The organism is Microvirga sesbaniae, from assembly GCF_025460805.1.
In the GTDB taxonomy this organism is placed as follows: Bacteria; Pseudomonadota; Alphaproteobacteria; order Rhizobiales; family Beijerinckiaceae; genus Microvirga; species Microvirga sesbaniae.
In genome coordinates this window covers 178,371-194,125 of sequence record NZ_JAMXFJ010000006.1, presented here as the reverse complement: position 1 = coordinate 194,125, position 15,755 = coordinate 178,371, and the positions used below count along the sequence as shown (strand labels likewise).

13 protein-coding genes and 1 tRNA gene are annotated in these 15,755 nt (G+C 68.1%); 8 read left to right on the top strand and 6 right to left on the bottom strand.

Annotated features, from left to right (window positions below; genetic code table 11):
* Window positions 1–2: 2 nt before the first annotated feature.
* The 5 genes from OCW50_RS11695 (at window position 3) to OCW50_RS11675 (ending at window position 3,808) form a co-directional block, all read left to right on the top strand.
* Window positions 3–974, top strand: a complete 972-nt coding sequence (locus OCW50_RS11695; protein ID WP_373371375.1) for a carbohydrate ABC transporter permease — start codon at window positions 3–5, stop codon at window positions 972–974.
* Window positions 971–1,795, top strand: coding sequence for a carbohydrate ABC transporter permease (locus OCW50_RS11690; RefSeq protein WP_262297622.1), 825 nt, complete (start codon window positions 971–973; stop codon window positions 1,793–1,795). The genes OCW50_RS11695 and OCW50_RS11690 overlap by 4 nt, the downstream gene beginning before the upstream one ends.
* A gap of 18 nt (window positions 1,796–1,813) precedes the next feature.
* Window positions 1,814–2,950 (top strand): ABC transporter ATP-binding protein, encoded by a 1,137-nt coding sequence (locus OCW50_RS11685; protein WP_262297621.1) that lies wholly within the window; start codon window positions 1,814–1,816, stop codon window positions 2,948–2,950.
* Window positions 2,951–3,014: 64 nt separating this feature from the next.
* Window positions 3,015–3,575 carry a Holliday junction resolvase RuvX gene (ruvX, locus tag OCW50_RS11680; RefSeq protein WP_262297620.1) on the top strand — a complete coding sequence of 187 codons (561 nt, stop codon included), beginning with the start codon at window positions 3,015–3,017 and terminating at the stop codon, window positions 3,573–3,575.
* 159 nt (window positions 3,576–3,734) lie between these two features.
* Window positions 3,735–3,808: transfer RNA gene (locus OCW50_RS11675), tRNA-Gln, on the top strand.
* A gap of 500 nt (window positions 3,809–4,308) precedes the next feature.
* Here OCW50_RS11675 and OCW50_RS11670 read toward each other — a convergent pair.
* Together OCW50_RS11670 and OCW50_RS11665 are read right to left on the bottom strand one after the other, a co-directional pair.
* The gene (locus tag OCW50_RS11670) at window positions 4,309–4,941 is read right to left on the bottom strand and encodes a response regulator transcription factor (protein ID WP_262297619.1); all 633 of its coding nucleotides are present in this window, start codon (window positions 4,939–4,941) and stop codon (window positions 4,309–4,311) included.
* A gap of 669 nt (window positions 4,942–5,610) precedes the next feature.
* A complete protein-coding gene (locus OCW50_RS11665; RefSeq protein ID WP_262297618.1) occupies window positions 5,611–8,016 on the bottom strand; it encodes a PAS domain-containing sensor histidine kinase in 2,406 nt (801 codons plus the stop codon).
* 342 nt (window positions 8,017–8,358) lie between these two features.
* On the opposite strand from OCW50_RS11665, the gene OCW50_RS11660 reads away from it, so the two are divergent.
* Window positions 8,359–8,721, top strand: a complete 363-nt coding sequence (locus OCW50_RS11660) for a PepSY domain-containing protein (RefSeq protein WP_262297617.1) — start codon at window positions 8,359–8,361, stop codon at window positions 8,719–8,721.
* A gap of 80 nt (window positions 8,722–8,801) precedes the next feature.
* Complete coding sequence (locus OCW50_RS11655) at window positions 8,802–9,869, top strand: YsnF/AvaK domain-containing protein (RefSeq protein ID WP_262297616.1); 1,068 nt, start codon at window positions 8,802–8,804, stop codon at window positions 9,867–9,869.
* 290 nt (window positions 9,870–10,159) lie between these two features.
* On the opposite strand, the gene OCW50_RS11650 is transcribed toward OCW50_RS11655, so the two are convergent.
* The gene (locus OCW50_RS11650) at window positions 10,160–10,558 is read right to left on the bottom strand and encodes a response regulator (RefSeq protein ID WP_262297615.1); all 399 of its coding nucleotides are present in this window, start codon (window positions 10,556–10,558) and stop codon (window positions 10,160–10,162) included.
* On the bottom strand, window positions 10,539–10,736 hold the full coding sequence (locus OCW50_RS11645) for a hypothetical protein (protein WP_262297614.1): 198 nt from the start codon (window positions 10,734–10,736) through the stop codon (window positions 10,539–10,541). The genes OCW50_RS11650 and OCW50_RS11645 overlap by 20 nt, the downstream gene beginning before the upstream one ends.
* A 473-nt stretch (window positions 10,737–11,209) precedes the next feature.
* Between OCW50_RS11645 and OCW50_RS11640 the strand changes: the two genes are divergently transcribed.
* On the top strand, window positions 11,210–12,820 hold the full coding sequence (locus OCW50_RS11640; RefSeq protein WP_262297613.1) for an amidohydrolase: 1,611 nt from the start codon (window positions 11,210–11,212) through the stop codon (window positions 12,818–12,820).
* Between the two features lie 475 nt (window positions 12,821–13,295).
* On the opposite strand, the gene OCW50_RS11635 is transcribed toward OCW50_RS11640, so the two are convergent.
* On the bottom strand, window positions 13,296–14,300 hold the full coding sequence (locus tag OCW50_RS11635) for a GGDEF domain-containing protein (RefSeq protein WP_262297612.1): 1,005 nt from the start codon (window positions 14,298–14,300) through the stop codon (window positions 13,296–13,298).
* 131 nt (window positions 14,301–14,431) lie between these two features.
* Window positions 14,432–15,742: an HlyD family type I secretion periplasmic adaptor subunit gene (locus OCW50_RS11630; protein WP_262268274.1), complete on the bottom strand. Its 1,311-nt coding sequence runs from the start codon at window positions 15,740–15,742 to the stop codon at window positions 14,432–14,434.
* Window positions 15,743–15,755: the final 13 nt, after the last annotated feature.

Here is a 15,755-nt window from a genome sequence, read left to right as displayed (position 1 = left end):
TCATGAGCGGTGCCGTCGCCGGAGCCGGCGCGCCTGTGCAGGTGACGGGTCGGGGACGCCGCTCCTCCCTCACGCGCTCACGCATCAGGGCGGCCTGGCTCTTCATCGCCCCGAGCCTGATCGTGGTCGCGCTCATCGCGGGCTGGCCCCTGGCCCGGACGATCTGGTTCAGCTTCACGGATGCCAGCCTCGATGCGCTGGGCGACTACGCGTTCATCGGCCTCGAGAACTACCTGGCCCATGATGACGGCGGGTGGTTCGGGATCCTGGCCGAACCCGACTGGTGGCATTCCGTCTGGAACACCCTGTGGTTCACCGCCGTGTCCGTCTCCCTGGAGACCGTGCTCGGGATGGTGGTGGCCCTGATCCTGAACGCCGCGTTCCCGGGCCGCGGCCTGATGCGGGCTATCATCCTGATCCCATGGGCGATCCCCACCATCGTGTCGGCCAAGATGTGGAACTGGATGCTGCACGACCAGTTCGGCGTCATCAACGACCTCCTCCTGCGCCTCGGCCTGATCGCCGCCCCGGTGCCCTGGACGGCGAATGCCGACACGGCCCTGTGGGCCGCCGTGATGGTGGATGTCTGGAAACATACCTCCTTCATGGCCCTGCTCATCCTGGCGGCTCTCCAGATGCTGCCGCAGGACATTTACGAGGCCGCGAAGGTGGATGGCGTCTCGCCCGTCCGGGTGTTTGTCCGCGTGACCCTGCCGCTCATCAAGCCGGCGCTCCTGGTCGCGGTGATCTTCCGCTCCCTCGATGCCCTGCGGGTGTTCGACCTGATCTACGTCCTCACCTCGAACGCCAAGGAGACGGCCTCCATGTCGGTCTATGCGCGCCAGCAGCTCGTGGACTTCCAGGAGGTGGGGCTCGGCTCCGCCGCCGCGACCCTGATCTTCCTCATCATCGCCCTCGTGGTGGTGATCACGCTCGCGGCCGGGCGCGTGCGGCTCGGGGAGGACCCGCGATGAAGCGTCTCGCCCGGGCCGGATTCTGGCTGCTCGTGATCGCCATCGCGCTGTTCGCCCTGTTCCCGTTCTATTACGCGGTCGTCTCGTCCTTTCGCTCCGGGAGCGACCTGTTCACGATCGCCTACCGGCCGGAGCGCTTCGACCTCTCGAACTACGTGGCGGTGTTCGAGCGCCAGCCCTTCGGCCGGAACATCCTGAACTCGGTCCTGGTGTCGGGCTCGGTCGTCGCCCTCTCCCTGGGCCTGGGAATCACGGCCGCCTACGCGTTCGGACGCATCGCCTTTCGCGGCCGCTCGCTGCTGCTCATGACGATCCTCGCCGTGTCGATGTTCCCTCAGGTGGCGGTGCTCGCCGGCATGTTCGAGCTGATCCGGGCTTTCGGCCTCTACAACACGCTGCCAGGCCTCATCCTGGCCAATCTCATGCTCACCCTGCCCTTCACGGTCTGGGTGCTCACCACCTTCATGCGCGAGCTGCCGAAGGAAATCGAGGAGGCGGCTTTCGTGGACGGGGCGACGCCGTGGATCGTGGTGCGGCGCGTGTTCCTGCCGCTCATGGCCCCGGCCGCTGTGACCACGGGGCTCCTGGCCTTCATCGTGTCGTGGAACGAGTTTCTTTTCGCCCTCACCTTCACGCTCACCAACGAGCGCCGCACGGTGCCGCCCGCCATCGCCCTCATGAGCGGCTCGACCGCCTACGAGCTGCCCTGGGGGACCATCATGGCCGGGTCGGTCGTCGTGACCATCCCGATCATCGCCCTGGTGCTCGTGTTCCAGCGCAAGATCGTGGCCGGGCTGACGGCGGGCGCGGTGAAGGGCTAGTTCAAGGAAATCCAAACAATGGCCGACGTCGTCCTCGCGAACCTGCAGAAATCCTTCGGCCGGGTGAAGGTCGTGCACGGCGTCGATCTCCATATCGGCGACGGCGAGTTCGTGGTCTTCGTCGGCCCGTCCGGCTGCGGAAAATCGACCCTTTTGCGGCTCATCGCGGGCCTCGAGGACATCACGGCGGGCGATCTCTTCATCGGCGGCGAGCGCGTGAACGACCGTGTGCCGGCCAAGCGCGGGATCGCCATGGTGTTCCAGTCCTACGCGCTCTATCCGCACATGAGCGTCTACGACAACATGGCCTTCGGTCTGGAACTGGCGAAGTCCTCGAAATCCGAGATCGACACCAAGGTGCGGGAGGCTGCGCGCCTGCTCCAGATCGATGCCCTGCTCGACCGCAAGCCGAGGCAGCTCTCCGGCGGCCAGCGCCAGCGCGTCGCCATCGGGCGCGCCATCGTGCGCGATCCGAAGGTGTTTCTCTTCGATGAGCCGCTCTCGAACCTCGACGCGGCGCTGCGCGTCCAGACGCGGATCGAGATCGCCAAGCTCCACACGGACACCCGTGCCACGATGATCTACGTGACGCACGATCAGGTGGAGGCCATGACGCTCGCCGACCGGATCGTGGTGCTCAATGCGGGACGGATCGAGCAGGTCGGCACGCCGCTCGAGCTCTATCACCGTCCGGCCAACCTGTTCGTGGCCGGCTTCATCGGCTCGCCGCAGATGAACTTCATCCCCTGCCCGGTCGCGGGTGTCGGGCCGGACGAGGTGACGGTCTCGCTGCCGAGCGGCGGCACCCTCGCCCTCCCCCTGTCGCCCGAGGGCGTCCGGCCGGGCGATCCCGTCACGCTCGGGGTGAGGCCCGACCATGTGCGCGTGAGCGGTCAGGGTTCGTTCACGGGACGGGTCGAGCTGGTGGAGGAGCTCGGCGAGAACCATCTCCTCTACGTGGATGTGGGCCAGGGCCGCCGCCTGACATTGCGCGAGCCGGGCGACGCGCGGCATGCGGTCGGGGCCACGGTGAGCCTCGAGCTCGACCGGGAATCCTGCCACCTGTTCACGCAATCGGGAGAGGCCCTGCGGTCCCGCGCCGACAGCGCAAGTCCCGCCCCATCGTCTCCCGATCCGGCCAGCCGCGCAGCCTGATCTCGACGCGGAGCGACTTCCCCTGTACTGGCTGGATCCGGCAGGCTCGACGAGGAGACGGTCCATGATCTCACGCGACGACGAACTGGTCGCCTTCATCGACGGGCTGGCGCCACGGGCCCGCCTCATGGGATTCGATCTGGGCACCAAGACCATCGGCCTTGCCCTCTCCGACGTGGAGCGGCGGATCGCGACGCCGCTCGAGACGATCAAGCGGGTGAAGTTCACCCCGGATGTCGGCCGCATCAAGGATCTCGCCGCCCGCTACGAGGTCGGCGGGCTGGTCTTCGGCCTGCCGCTCAACATGGACGGCACGGAGGGTCCCCGTTCGCAGGCGACCCGTGCCTTCGTGCGCAACATGAAGCCCATCCTGCCCCTGCCGGTCCTGTTCTGGGACGAGCGGATGTCCACCATGGTGGTGACCCGCACCCTCCTCGACGCGGACGCCTCCCGGGCCAAGCGGGCCGATGCGGTCGACAAGATGGCCGCCGCCTACATCCTTCAAGGGGCTCTCGACCGCTACGAGCGCATCGCCGCCGATGCCGAGGCCGCGGAGGACGAATCGCGCCTCCGGTCGGACCTCGACCTGGACGCGGGGCCGGAAGGCGGCTCGCTCGACCCGTAAGGGGTTGCCCAGGGGATGGCTCGGCCAGGATCGATTTGAAGGCTTGACGACGCGTCAAAAGCCCCCTATCTGACCGTCACCGCCGAGGCGATCTTGTAAACTTCGCCTGAAATCTTGTAAACCGAACGCGAAAAGCTGAGGTTTTTCAAGTGCTTATGGTGGGGGATAGTTTAATGGTAGAACAGCGGACTCTGACTCCGTTAGTCTTGGTTCGAATCCAGGTCCCCCAGCCATCTCTTCTTTCAAAGACTTAAGAGCGTCCCCTCACATCCAGGTGAGAGTCCTGCAGGTGAGAGTCCTGGATGCCGGCTCTCGGGCTGCTGAGCGCATCATGTTCCAGGTTCGAACCCTCCTAAGGATATGACGCGGACCGACAGGCCCTCGGTGGAATGAATTCCGCTCCACGGCCGTCCAGAACGCTGCCGAGACCCTCTCGTCCGATTGGCCGGCGCCGCGATCGCGGCTTGTGGTGGATCCCCGCTCGGTTTGAGCCGCCCGTGCAGGACGGTTCATTGGCGGCTCACAGCAAAGCGCAGGACGCCGGGAGTCGGCCTCCCGGATTCGACCTGCCAAATTCGACCTGCCAAATTCGACCTGCCGAATTCGACCTGCCAGGTGCAAGGGTTCCGTTGCCCATGGTGGTCCGGCCATTCTTTCGCCTGCTCCGTGCCGCGAGCGACGAGAGACCCGAACCCCTCGGGAATGAAGCCCCGGCCGGCTTCGGGCGAACCGCTTACGGTTCGACGAGCTTGTTGCGGATCGCGTAGCGCACCAGGGTGGCGGTGGAGTTGACGTTGACCTTGCGCATGGCCGCGGCCCGGTGGCTTTCCACGGTCTTGAGATTGACCCCCAGGATCTGGGCCACCTCCTTGTTGCTGTGCCCCTCGGCGATCAGCTGGACCACGCTTCGCTCGCGGGTGGTCAGGGCGCCGTCGGCCGCGTGGCCCTGCGCCAGATAGGCGTTCAGAAGCGTCTCGGAGATCTTTCCCGTGAAGAACGGCTTGTGGTGGGAGAGCGACTCCACCGCGGCGATCAGAAACCTGCGGGCATCGGACTTGAGCAGGTAGCCCCGCGCGCCGGCCTGAAGCAGTTCCCGCAGCAGGGGCTCGCTCTCGTGCATGGTGAAGATCAGCACCTCGGTCTGGTGCTGGGCGGCGCGGATCTCGCGCGTGGCGTCGACGCCGTTGAGAAGCGGGAGCTGATAATCGAGGATGGCCACGTCCGGCTGCGTCTCGCCGGCAAGCTGGACGGCCTGGCGGCCGTTCTCGGCCTCGGCCACAACCTCCCAGCCCGGCTGGGCGCTCAGGATCGTGTGGAGCCCGGAACGGACCACGTCGTGGTCGTCGGCGATCAGGATCCGCACCATGGCACCGCTCTCCTGCGAACATCCCTCCATAGCGCGAAACCACCACCACGGCACCTGGGGAAAACCCCGAAGGGCATGAGGAAAACACCTAGCGCATCGTGCGAACCCGGCCGGGTGCGCTCGTAGCCCGAACGATGCGCCAGCCGAGAGTGGAGCATCGATCCCAAACCTGGGTCCCCTTGTCACGTCCGATGCTCCGGGCCCGCGCCACTCACGGATCGCGCTCCACCGTCCCACGTCATGCCGGGTTTGTGCCGGCCATCCCGATCTGGTGAGGTGCGGCGCTTCAGACAAGCGGGATCACCGGGACGAGCCCGGTGATGACGTGGAGACGGCGGCATGAGGCGGTGCGAACACCCTCCCCCGTCATGGCACCCTCCGCCCTTCCTGCCATCCTCCGCACGTCATGGCCGGCCTTGTGCCGGCCATCCCGATCCGGTGAGGCGCGGCGCTTCACCGGATCGGGATCACCGGCACAAGGCCGGTGATGACGTGGAGAAGGTGGCAAGGGTCGGTGCGAACACCCTCCCACGTCATCACCGGGACGAGCCCGGTGATGACGTGGGAGGGTGCCCATCCGGCCGAGCGGTCAAGACACGGTCCCGGACGATGCGCCGGTCAAGAGTGGAGCATCGGACCGAAAGCGGGTCCCCTTTCGGGTCCGACGCTCTAGTCTTCCGCCCGTCGTGCCGGCCAGGCCGGACCCGTCTCCCGCGGCGCGTCGCGGCCGATGACGGTCCAGCCCTCATGCGGGACGAAGGCCCGCACGACCGTGCCCCGCCGGCTGCTCCGGATGCGCAGGCTGCCGCCGAACTGGTGCAGCCGGATCCGCATGCCGGGAATGCCGACGCCCAGGGTCTGGTGGCCCGAGGACAGTGCCCGCCGCATGCCGCGCCCGTCGTCGCCGATGCACAGGATCACGCCGCCGGACGTCATGCGCAGCGCCACGACGACCCGGCTCGCCCCCGCGTGGCGATGCACATTGGTCAGGGCTTCCTGGGCCAGGCGCAGCAGGGTCCGCTGGAGGTCGAGCGGCAGGCCGTCGATCCGCTCGGCCACCCGCACCGCGACGGGGAGCGCCGTCCGGTCGGAAAAGCCGGCCGCGAACGAGCGCACGGCGCCGGCCAGCCCCTCGGTCGCCAGTTCGCGGGGATGCATCAGGTATGTGAAGACCCGGAGCTCCTTCAGGGCCGTTTCGAGGGAGCGGTCGATCTCGTCGATGATCCGCTTGCCGGCCGAACGCTCGACGAAGGGGTCGACCTGCATCAGGTGCAGGCCCGCCGCCACCAGATGCTGCGCGGTGGAATCGTGCAGCTCGGCCGCGATGCGCTGGCGCTCCTCCTCCTGGAGCGTGAGCAGGCGTTCCGACATCTCGCCCATGGCCACCCGCGCGTCGATCACGTCGGTGATGTCCTCGTGGGCCACGATGATCCGGACCTTCCCGCCCGCCAGGAAGCGGTTCGCCCGAAGCTGAAACCAGCGGCGGCCCTCGGGGGAGTCGCAGCGATAGACGGTGCGGAACTGCGCGTCCGTGCCGGCGATCAGGGCCTCCATGCCCCTGAGGATCGGCGCCTCGGCCGCGCAGGCGGCGAGATAGCTCGCCCCGATCCCGTGCGCCGGGTCGCCGAGTCCGTTGTCCCGGGCGAACCGCCGCCAGGCCGCGTTGACCGCGAGGATCGTGCCGCGCTCGTCCAGGAAGGCGACGTGCGCCGACAGCGCATCCAGGGACGATTGCAGGAGTTCGCGCTCCTCCCGGATGGCGAGAAGGGCCGCGTTGCGCTCCGTGACGTCGCTGAAGAAGATGCTGGCGCCCTCCGCCGAGGGATAGACCCGGTAATCGATGGTGCGGCCCGGGTGGTAGAGCGATGGCAGCTCGCCGCGGAACTCCCTGCGGTGCTCGATGGCCTGCTTCAGGGCCTCGTCGATCGCCGCGTCGTGCCCCACCAGGGCGAAGTAGGACCATCCCGATGCCGGGCCGCGGGGGAGCCCCCACCACCGCATGGCCGCCGCGTTCACGTTGGTGATCCGGTAGCTGCGGTCGAGGGTGAAATGGCAGTCGCTCACGCTCTCCAGGATCGCGTTGAGCCGGGCGTTCGCCGCGGCAAGCTCGCCCCTGGTCGCCGCCGCGTCGGCCCGGAGCGCATCGACCGGGCCGACCCGGCGCATCAGCGCGGCGGCCGAAGCGATCCCGAACAGGAGCAGCACGGACCCGGCCAGGGCGATGCGATGAAGGGCCTGGCGGACCGGGCCCTCGGCAAGGGCCGCCGGGGCGAGCGCCAGAGCGGTATAGCCCGACGCGCCCGACCGGGAGAAGGCCCCGATCGTCCGGCCGTCGCCGGCGCCGGCCGTGAAGTGCCCGCCCGGCTCCCGGCCGGACAGCCGCTCGACCACGTCCGGCGGCAGCGCCGGCCCCGCCAGCGGCTGGAGCCTGCGGTCCAGGATGAGCGTGCGCCAGCCGTCGGCGGCCACCGCGTCCTGCACGGCCGCGGCGAGATGCTCTTCGGGCACCACCAGGGTGAGCGCGCGGTCGGGTCCGTCCGCGGGATGGCCGAGCCACAGGCTCACGGCGACGATCCACCGCCCATCGACGGGGCTGCGCAGCCGCTCCGACAGGAGGAGCCCGGCCTGCCGCAGCCGCGCCATCCGCTCCTCCGCCCCCGGCTCGTCCGGCACGGGGGGCATGGGCGCGCCGGCGGGAACGCCCGTATTGAGAAGCTGGCCCCGCGCCGTCCAGAGGATGAAGCGGGAGCCCTCCGGGCGCGGCGTCGCGGCGAGCTGGCGTCGGAAGGACGCGAGATCGTCCGCCTCGAGCAGCGGCGATCGCGACAGGCCTCTGAGCGTATTGCCGAGGGCCTGCGTCTCGCGCTCCACCATGACGGCAGCGGCCGCCGCGGCCGCGAGCCCCCGGTGGATCAGGTCGTGCCTCTCGTGCTGGGCCTGCCAGAGCAGAACCACGGCCGCGACCAGGAACGACATCAGGGCCGTCCCGGTGACGGCGCCATTGACCCAATGCGCGATCCGCTGCGGCCGCGGCAGGAGCCGCGCATGCAGTCCGATGGGGCTCACGTCATGCATGACACGCCTCCCGGCCGGATCGGCGACGAGGCCCTCGGGGCGATCCGGCACCGCATCCTGCCGCAACGTTAACATGGGTTAAGCCCGGAATGAACTCCCAGGGAGCATGGGACCGAGGAAGGCCGGGACCGCCGGCCGGATTCGGCCGGTGGCGTCGATCCCTCCCCGGCCGGAGCCCGAACGGCGCCGGCCTGCAGTCAACCGGGTCGCCTGTCCTCCGGTCGGACAGGGGTCGCCGCGCGCGTCGGGCCCGCGACAGGGGGCTTCACGAGCTTGGCACTCGGAACCGTCCCGGGCTCCGCACATTGAGAGGCTACGCGCTTGCAACACTGGAGAAGAACCTTGATCCGTCTCGGCTTCGCAACACTCGCCGTCCTGTCGGCCCTGGCCACCGGCGCCGTTGCCCAATCCACGAACCCTCAGAGCTCCGGGTCCTCGGCCGCGCAGCCGATGAACGGCAACGGCTCGTCCAATCCTGCCGTCACCCACAAGCCGGCCGACAGCCCGCAGACCACCGGCGCCGTCGAGCCGGGCGCCAACAGCTTCACCGAGGCCCAGGCGCGCTCCCGCCTCGAAGCGCAGGGCTTCGGCAACGTTACCGAGCTGCGCAAGGACGATCAGGGCATCTGGCGCGGCAAGGCGCAGCGCGACGGCAAGTCCGTGAGCGTGGCGATCGACTACAAGGGCACCGTGCAGGCTCAATAATCGCGAGCCCATCCGGCATTCGTGACGACACCCGGCCGGCCGCCGGCCGCCGGGGATTTTTCGCAAGAAGTGGAACAGACATGACCAGCAAGACCATCACGGCCTTCTTCGACAATTACGAGGACGCCTCCGAGGCGGTCCGCCGCCTCGAGTCGGCAGGCGTTTCGCACCGCGACATCAGCCTCGTCGCCAGCAACGAAGGGGACCGTTACTCGTCCCATGCCGGCCGGACGTTCGACGGCACCAACCATCATGACGACGATGTGGGCGACGGCGCCGGCACGGGCGCGACCGTGGGCACGCTGGCGGGCGGCGGCGCAGGGCTTCTCGCCGGCCTCGGCATGCTGGCCATTCCCGGGCTCGGCCCCGTGGTGGCGGCCGGGTGGCTGGTCTCCACGCTGGTGGGCGCCGGCGCCGGAGCCGCCGTGGGCGGCGTCGCGGGTGCGCTGATCGATGCCGGCGTCGACGAGAACGACGCCCATGCCTATGCCGAGGGCATCCGCCGCGGCGGCGCCCTGGTGACCGTGCGCGCCTCCGAGGCCGAGGTGGACCGGATCGTCGACATCCTCGACGACGAGGGCACGGTCGATTTCGACGAGCGCGAGACCACCTGGCGGTCCGAGGGTTGGACCGGCGCCGGCGCCACGACGGCCGGCACGGCTTCTGCCGCGCCCGCCGCCGGTGCGGCATCCGCCGCCGGGCTGACGGACCGCACGTCCTCCGCCGGGCGGCAGACCGATGAGGTGATTCCGGTCGCCGAGGAAGAGCTGCATGTCGGCAAGCGCGAGGTGAATCGCGGCCGCGTGCGCATCAACGCCCGTGTCGTCGAACGGCCCGTGCAGGAGCAGGTCACCCTGCGCGAGGAGCGCGTCGACGTGGAGCGCCGCCCGGTCTCCGGCACGACCCAGGCTGGCGCCATCAGCGGCGATCCGTTCCAGGAGCGCACCATCGAGGTCGAGGAGCGCGGCGAAGAAGCCGTCGTCTCGAAGGAGGCGCGCGTGGTCGAGGAGGTCGTGGTGCGCAAGCAAGCCGATCAGCGCACTGAGACGGTTTCCGACACCGTGCGCAAGACCGAAGTGGACGTGGAGGACGACCGCAACGTCCGCGGCACTGGCACCACCGGCCTGCCCGGCGACCGCAAGCTCTGAAGCGACAGCGGAAGCCCGGCCGTCCCGCCACCCTCCACGTCATCACCGGCCTCGTGCCGGTGATCCCGATCGGAAAAGCGCCGCGCTCGAGACAATCGGGATGGCCGGGACGAGCCCGGCCATGACGTGCGGAGGTTTTCAGTGCCGGGCCACACACAATCCTCCACGTCATCACCGGCCTTGTGCCGGTGATCCCGATCGGAAAAGCGCCGCGCTCAAGACAATCGGGATGGCCGGGACGAGCCCGGCCATGACGGGGTGGGTGGGCGTGAGGCCGCGACGCGGCCTCGTCACGTCACCGGCGGCTGAGGGTCATTGATCGCTTTCTCGGCCTGGACCAACACGTCGAGGCCACGCCAGGGCTTGGGCATGAAGGTCACGCAGTCCGGCAGATCATCGGCCTGGACAACGGGATCTCCGGAGGTGAGCACGATCCGGATCGTCGGCCAGAGCTTGCACGTGGCCCTGGCGAGCTGAACGCCGTCCATCTCTCCCGGAAGCCGCACATCGGCGAACATCATCGCCACTTCGCCGCCGCGCTCCTGGAGGCACTGCAAGGCTGCCTCTGCGCTCTCGACCTCCAACACCTCGAGTTCTGTCTCATCCAGAAGGACGGCCGCGAGAGCGCGGACCTCAGGGTCGTCCTCGACGATCAGGGCGAGATGGGGCTCAGGCTGGAGAGCGGTCATGATCAGCCTCGCCGGTTTCCATTTGGCGCAGGATCGCGACGAGCCTGTCCGGGATCGGCGCATCGATCACATCCCGGTAGGATTCGGCGACGGCCCGCCCGATGATCAAGGTCGCGACGTGCGGATGGAGGTCGTTGACATGGGGCAGACGCGCGTCGCCTGGGGCGTCGTGGGACATCGGCTCACTCCTTCGGGTTTTCATGTCCTGGTGGCGGTTCCGGCGCACGGGCCGCGCCGGAATAACATACGTTAAGGAGGGGAACCGCTGATCCCGCGCTGGGTTTCAGCGTGGCAGCAAGAGTTGCGCCAAATCATGCTTCCAAGGGCCCTTCGTCGTAAGGCATGGATCGTCCCCGTGGAGGAGGCACGCCAGATGGTGATGGCGAGCGGCAGTTGCGACCGGGGCAACAGATCACCCGCTGATGTCCGGATCGATGTCCCGTTCGGCCCTGTCGAGCCGGACCATATCCCGTCGATGTTGCTTCGCAACACGGATATCTCGAGGCGAGGTTCTGAAAAGTTCCATCGGGAGCCATGTCATTGCGCCATGGCAGGGTTGCCGCCGGCAATGACGCTGAGACGCTCCCGATCTGATCGGATGAGCCTTGTGGGTTGATTTGCCCGCCGCATCCGAAGACCCCGGAGGATCTCATGAAGCATGGTTTGCTAACCGGTCTCTTGCTCACGGCCCTTGTCTCGACAGCGGCGCCCGTCATGGCCCAGACCGCAGGGCCGAGCGCCGCTCTCGTCGAACGGATCGCAGAGTTGAAGAAGCAGGCCATTCAGGGAGTCGAATCCCGCGCCAAGCTCGCGCAGGAGATGAACGATTCGATCTTCAGCTTCGGCGAACTCGCGTTCCAGGAATTCGAGACCTCGAAGTACATCACGGAGATTCTCGAGAAGAACGGCTTCACAATCCAGCGCAATGTCGCGGGCCTTCCCACCGGATGGGTGGCCAAATGGGGCTCTGGAGGTCCCGTGATCGCGCTCGGAAGCGACATAGACTGCATCCCGAAGGCGTCTCAGAAGCCTGGTGTCGCGTACCGCGAACCCATGATCGAGGGAGCGCCGGGGCACGGAGAGGGTCACAATTCCGGCCAGGCGCTCAACGTGGTGGCGGCGCTTGCGCTGAAGGACATCATGGAGCGCGAGAAGATCCCGGGAACGATCATGCTCTGGCCGGGCGTCGCCGAGGAGCTTCTCGGCGGCAAGGCCTACATGGTCCGCGACGGCGTGTTCAACGGGGTCGATGCGGTGCTCTTCACCCATGTCGGCAACAACCTCCAGACCGCCTGGGGCCAAGCGAACGGCACCGGCATGGTGTCGGTCGAGTACACGTTCAGCGGCGAGTCCGCCCACTCGGCGCAGGCACCGTGGCGCGGTCGCAGCGCCCTCGACGGGGTCGAGCTCATGAACGTCGCGTGGAACATGCGCCGGGAGCACCTGCGACCCGAGCAGCGGTCCCACTACGTGATTCCCGATGGCGGCGACCAGCCGAACGTCGTCCCGTCGGTGGCCAGCGTCTGGTACTTCATCCGCGAGCAGGATTTCGAGAACATCCGCAAGAATTTCGAGATCGCCAACACCATCTCGGAAGCCGCCGCGAAGATGACCGACACCACCGTCACGCGGCAGGTCATCGGCACGGCCGCGCCGCGCCACTTCAACAAGCCGATGGCGGAAGCCGCCTACGCCAACATCCAGCAGGTCGGCATGCCGCAATGGACCCAGGACGAACAGGCCTTTGCCAGAGCGGTGCAGCGCACCGTCAAGGGCAAGGAGGAAGGGCTCGCCACCACGGTGAAGAAACTCGAGCCGCCCGCCGACAAGCCGGAGAGCGGCGGTTCGGACGACATCGGCGACATCTCCTGGACCGTGCCGACGATCACGCTGAACTATCCGGCGAACATCCCGAACCTGCCCGGGCATCACTGGTCGAACGCCATGTCCATGGCGACCCCGATCGCCCACAAGGGGGTCGTCGCCGGCGCGAAGGTGATCGCCATGACGGGCATCGACCTGCTGGCGCAGCCCGATCTGCTGGCGCAGGCGAAGGGCTACTTCACCAACGAGCAGCAGAAGAACCAGACATACGTCTCGATGATCTCGGCCGAGGACAAGCCCCAGGTGCAAATCAACGCGGACGTCATGGCGCGGTACCGTCCCGAGATGAAGAAGTACTACTACGACCCGTCCAAGCACGCGACCTATCTCGATCAGCTGGGGATCAAGTTCCCGGTGCTGGAGAAGCCGAAGAACTGAGGCGCCTTCCGGCTCCTTGAGTCCTCGCACGCGAACGGCCGTGACGACAATGGGACCGGGCGCGTGCCGCCCGGTCATCGATCCCGGGGCGAGTGCATCGTGCGGACGAAAGCGGGCCATGACGTGGCAGGGTGTTGTCACCGCCTCATGCCACCCTCCACGTCATCACCGGGCTCGTCCCGGTGATCCCGATCCGGTGAAGCGCCGCGCCTCACCGTATAGGGATGGCCGGCACAAGGCCGGCCATGACGTGCGGAGGGTGTTGGTGCCGGGCTTGTCCCGGCGGACGCGATCGGAAAACCGCCGAGCGCATCCCACGGACGAAAGCGGGTCCACACTCAACGATGCGCCGCTTCACGATGGGAGCATCGGGTCCGAGGCTCTAGAGCATTTTTCGGTGAAGTGGATCCGGTTCACCGTCAAAAAATGCGGCTCGACAAAGAAGAGAGCTGGTTCCACGGGAGTGGAAACAGGTCTAAGGCCCGGCCGGGGGCGGGGCGAGCGTTCCGGACTCCAGGCCGATCCGCGTGCAGTTCCGCCCCTCCGCCTTCGCGGCATAGACGGCCCGGTCCGCCCGGTAGAGGATCGTGCTTCGATCGTCCTGCGGCAGGGCCTCGGTGAGGCCAGCGCTGAACGCGACCGGCCGGCGCGTCGCCTGGTCGGGCAGCATGGCCGGCGCGAAGCCCGACCTGATCCCGTCAAGCAGCCGGGCCGCATCGTTGAGGCGGACGTCCGACAGTAGCAGCAGGAACTCCTCGCCGCCGATCCGTCCGAGGTGATCGCCGGGCCGGAGCTTGTCGCGGAAGACCTGCGCGAAGTGCCGGAGAACGGCATCTCCGGCCTCGTGGCCATAGGTGTCGTTGACCAGCTTGAACCGGTCGATGTCGATGATGGCCGCGCACAGGCCGGCGCCGGAGAGCCGTCCCGCCGAAAGCGCCTCGTCGAGGAGTTCGAGGATGTAGCGGCGGTTCGGCAGGCCGGTGAGCAGGTCCGTCCGCGAGGCCAGGAGCGCCGCGTCGTGGGCCTGGCGCAGGGACTTCTCGCTGTGCTTCAGGGCGGATACATCCGTCCCGACCGTCATCACCCATCCGTTGGGCAGCACCGTGTGCTCGATCCAGAACCAGCGGCCGTCGAGGAGATCCGTCTCGAAGGACTTCCGGCGGGAGGTCCTGCGCCGGGGCAGCGTCCGGGCGATCAGAGCCTCGACGTCGCCGTCGTCGATCCTGACGCCGAAACCGTTCGCAGCGCCATGCCGGAGGATGTCGCTGAACGTGAAGGGACCCTCGTAGCCGCGCAGGAACATGCCCCGATAGGTCTCGTTGGCGTAGCGGAGGTTGTCCTCGGCATCGTAGAGGGACACGGCCTGCCCGGAATCGGCGAGCGCCTCCACGATGCTCCGCAGCGTTTCGTCATCGGGATCTGAGGGGAACGGCTGCATCCGAAGGGCGGGAGTTCGCGGGTGACAATTCGCGGGTGACATGTGGCTTTCTGCCCGGATCGACCGGTCCGGGCCACCCTCGGACCTTAAGGGAGGCCCATGTGGCTGGCAAGGTCGGCGCGGGGCCTCTCGCCGGAACAGCCTCCTCCGGGCCGAGCCGTGCCTTGCGGGGATCACTCCTCCCGGAAGGCGCGCTTGAGGTTGTCCGCCAGGGGCTTGGTGAGATAGGAGAACACCGTGCGGTAGCCCGTCTGAATGAAGCCCTCGACCGGCATGCCCGGCAGGAGCTTCGCCGTCCCGAGGCGCTCGTACTCGCTGTCGGGAATGGCGATCCTGACCGGATAATGGGACATCCCGCTGCGCTCGTCGGTCACGAGGTCGGCGGCGATCCGGGTGACGTGCCCCTTGATCTCCGGCGTCGTGCGCTGGTTGAAGGCCGACAGCCGGAGCACCGTGTCGAGCCCCTGCCGGAGCTGGTCGATGTCCTGCGGGGCGACCTTGACCTCGATCGACAGGTCGTCGCCCTCCGGCATCACGAGCATCAGGGTATCGCCGGGGCCGATCACGCCGCCGACCGTATGCACGGCCATCTGGTGCACGATGCCGTTCTGGGGCGCCCGGATGTCGATGCGCTTCAGCTGGTCCTCGGCCGCGACCCTGCGCTCCACGAACTCGGCGATCTTGGCCTGCACCTCGCGCAGCTCCGTGGAGACCTCGCTGCGCAGGTCCTGGTCGATCTGGAGGATCTGGAGCTCGGTCTCGCTGATCTTGCCCTTGGCCTGCGCCACCGTCGAGATCAGCTGTCCGCGCTCGCCGCGCAGCCGCGTCTCCTCACGCTTGAGCGAGGTCACGCGGGTGATCGGCACGAGGTTCTTCTTCCACAATTCCTGAACCCCGGTGAGCTCGGACGCGATCAGGTCGATCTCGTCCGCCTTGGCCGATGCCTGCAGCCTGGTGCCGTCGATCTGCTCGGCCAGCTGCGCGACCCGCTCCCGCAGCTGCGACTTCTGGCCGGCGCGCGCCTCGCGCCGGCTGTCGAACAGCCGGCGTTCGCCGCCCATCAGGTCGGCCACGTCCCGCTCGTGGGCGCGGGAGACGAGATCCTCCGGGAAGCGGATCGCGTCGGCCCCGTCCCGCTCGGCCTCGAGCCGGGCCTTGCGGGCGATCATCTCGTCGATGCTCTTGGCCACCATCGCGAGGTTCGCGCGCGCCACGGTCTCGTCGAGACGGACGACCACCTCCCCGGCCCGGACCCGGTCGCCGTCGCGGGCCAGGATCTCCCCGACCACGCCGCCCGTCGGGTGCTGGACCTTCTTGACATGGCTGTCCACCACCACGGTGCCGGGGGCCACGACGGCTCCGGACAGTTCCGTCGTCCAGGCCCAGCCGCCCAGGCCGCCGACCAGGAGGGCGACGCCTCCCAGGGCCAGCATGGTATGGCGGCGGATGGACTGGCGGGCGGTCGATTTCATGGTGCTGCTCATGACGCTGCTCCCC

What these genes read in the sequence shown, in the direction of transcription:
- OCW50_RS11695 (WP_373371375.1), top strand. Translation starts at nt 3, where the DNA reads ATGAGCGGTGCCGTCGCCGGAGCCGGCGCGCCTGTGCAGGTGACGGGT.
- OCW50_RS11690 (WP_262297622.1), top strand. Translation starts at nt 971, where the DNA reads ATGAAGCGTCTCGCCCGGGCCGGATTCTGGCTGCTCGTGATCGCCATC.
- OCW50_RS11685 (WP_262297621.1), top strand. Translation starts at nt 1,814, where the DNA reads ATGGCCGACGTCGTCCTCGCGAACCTGCAGAAATCCTTCGGCCGGGTG.
- ruvX (WP_262297620.1), top strand. Translation starts at nt 3,015, where the DNA reads ATGATCTCACGCGACGACGAACTGGTCGCCTTCATCGACGGGCTGGCG.
- OCW50_RS11670 (WP_262297619.1), bottom strand. Translation starts at nt 4,941, where the DNA reads ATGGTGCGGATCCTGATCGCCGACGACCACGACGTGGTCCGTTCCGGG.
- OCW50_RS11665 (WP_262297618.1), bottom strand. Translation starts at nt 8,016, where the DNA reads ATGCATGACGTGAGCCCCATCGGACTGCATGCGCGGCTCCTGCCGCGG.
- OCW50_RS11655 (WP_262297616.1), top strand. Translation starts at nt 8,802, where the DNA reads ATGACCAGCAAGACCATCACGGCCTTCTTCGACAATTACGAGGACGCC.
- OCW50_RS11650 (WP_262297615.1), bottom strand. Translation starts at nt 10,558, where the DNA reads ATGACCGCTCTCCAGCCTGAGCCCCATCTCGCCCTGATCGTCGAGGAC.
- OCW50_RS11645 (WP_262297614.1), bottom strand. Translation starts at nt 10,736, where the DNA reads ATGTCCCACGACGCCCCAGGCGACGCGCGTCTGCCCCATGTCAACGAC.
- OCW50_RS11640 (WP_262297613.1), top strand. Translation starts at nt 11,210, where the DNA reads ATGAAGCATGGTTTGCTAACCGGTCTCTTGCTCACGGCCCTTGTCTCG.
- OCW50_RS11635 (WP_262297612.1), bottom strand. Translation starts at nt 14,300, where the DNA reads ATGTCACCCGCGAATTGTCACCCGCGAACTCCCGCCCTTCGGATGCAG.
- OCW50_RS11630 (WP_262268274.1), bottom strand. Translation starts at nt 15,742, where the DNA reads ATGAGCAGCACCATGAAATCGACCGCCCGCCAGTCCATCCGCCGCCAT.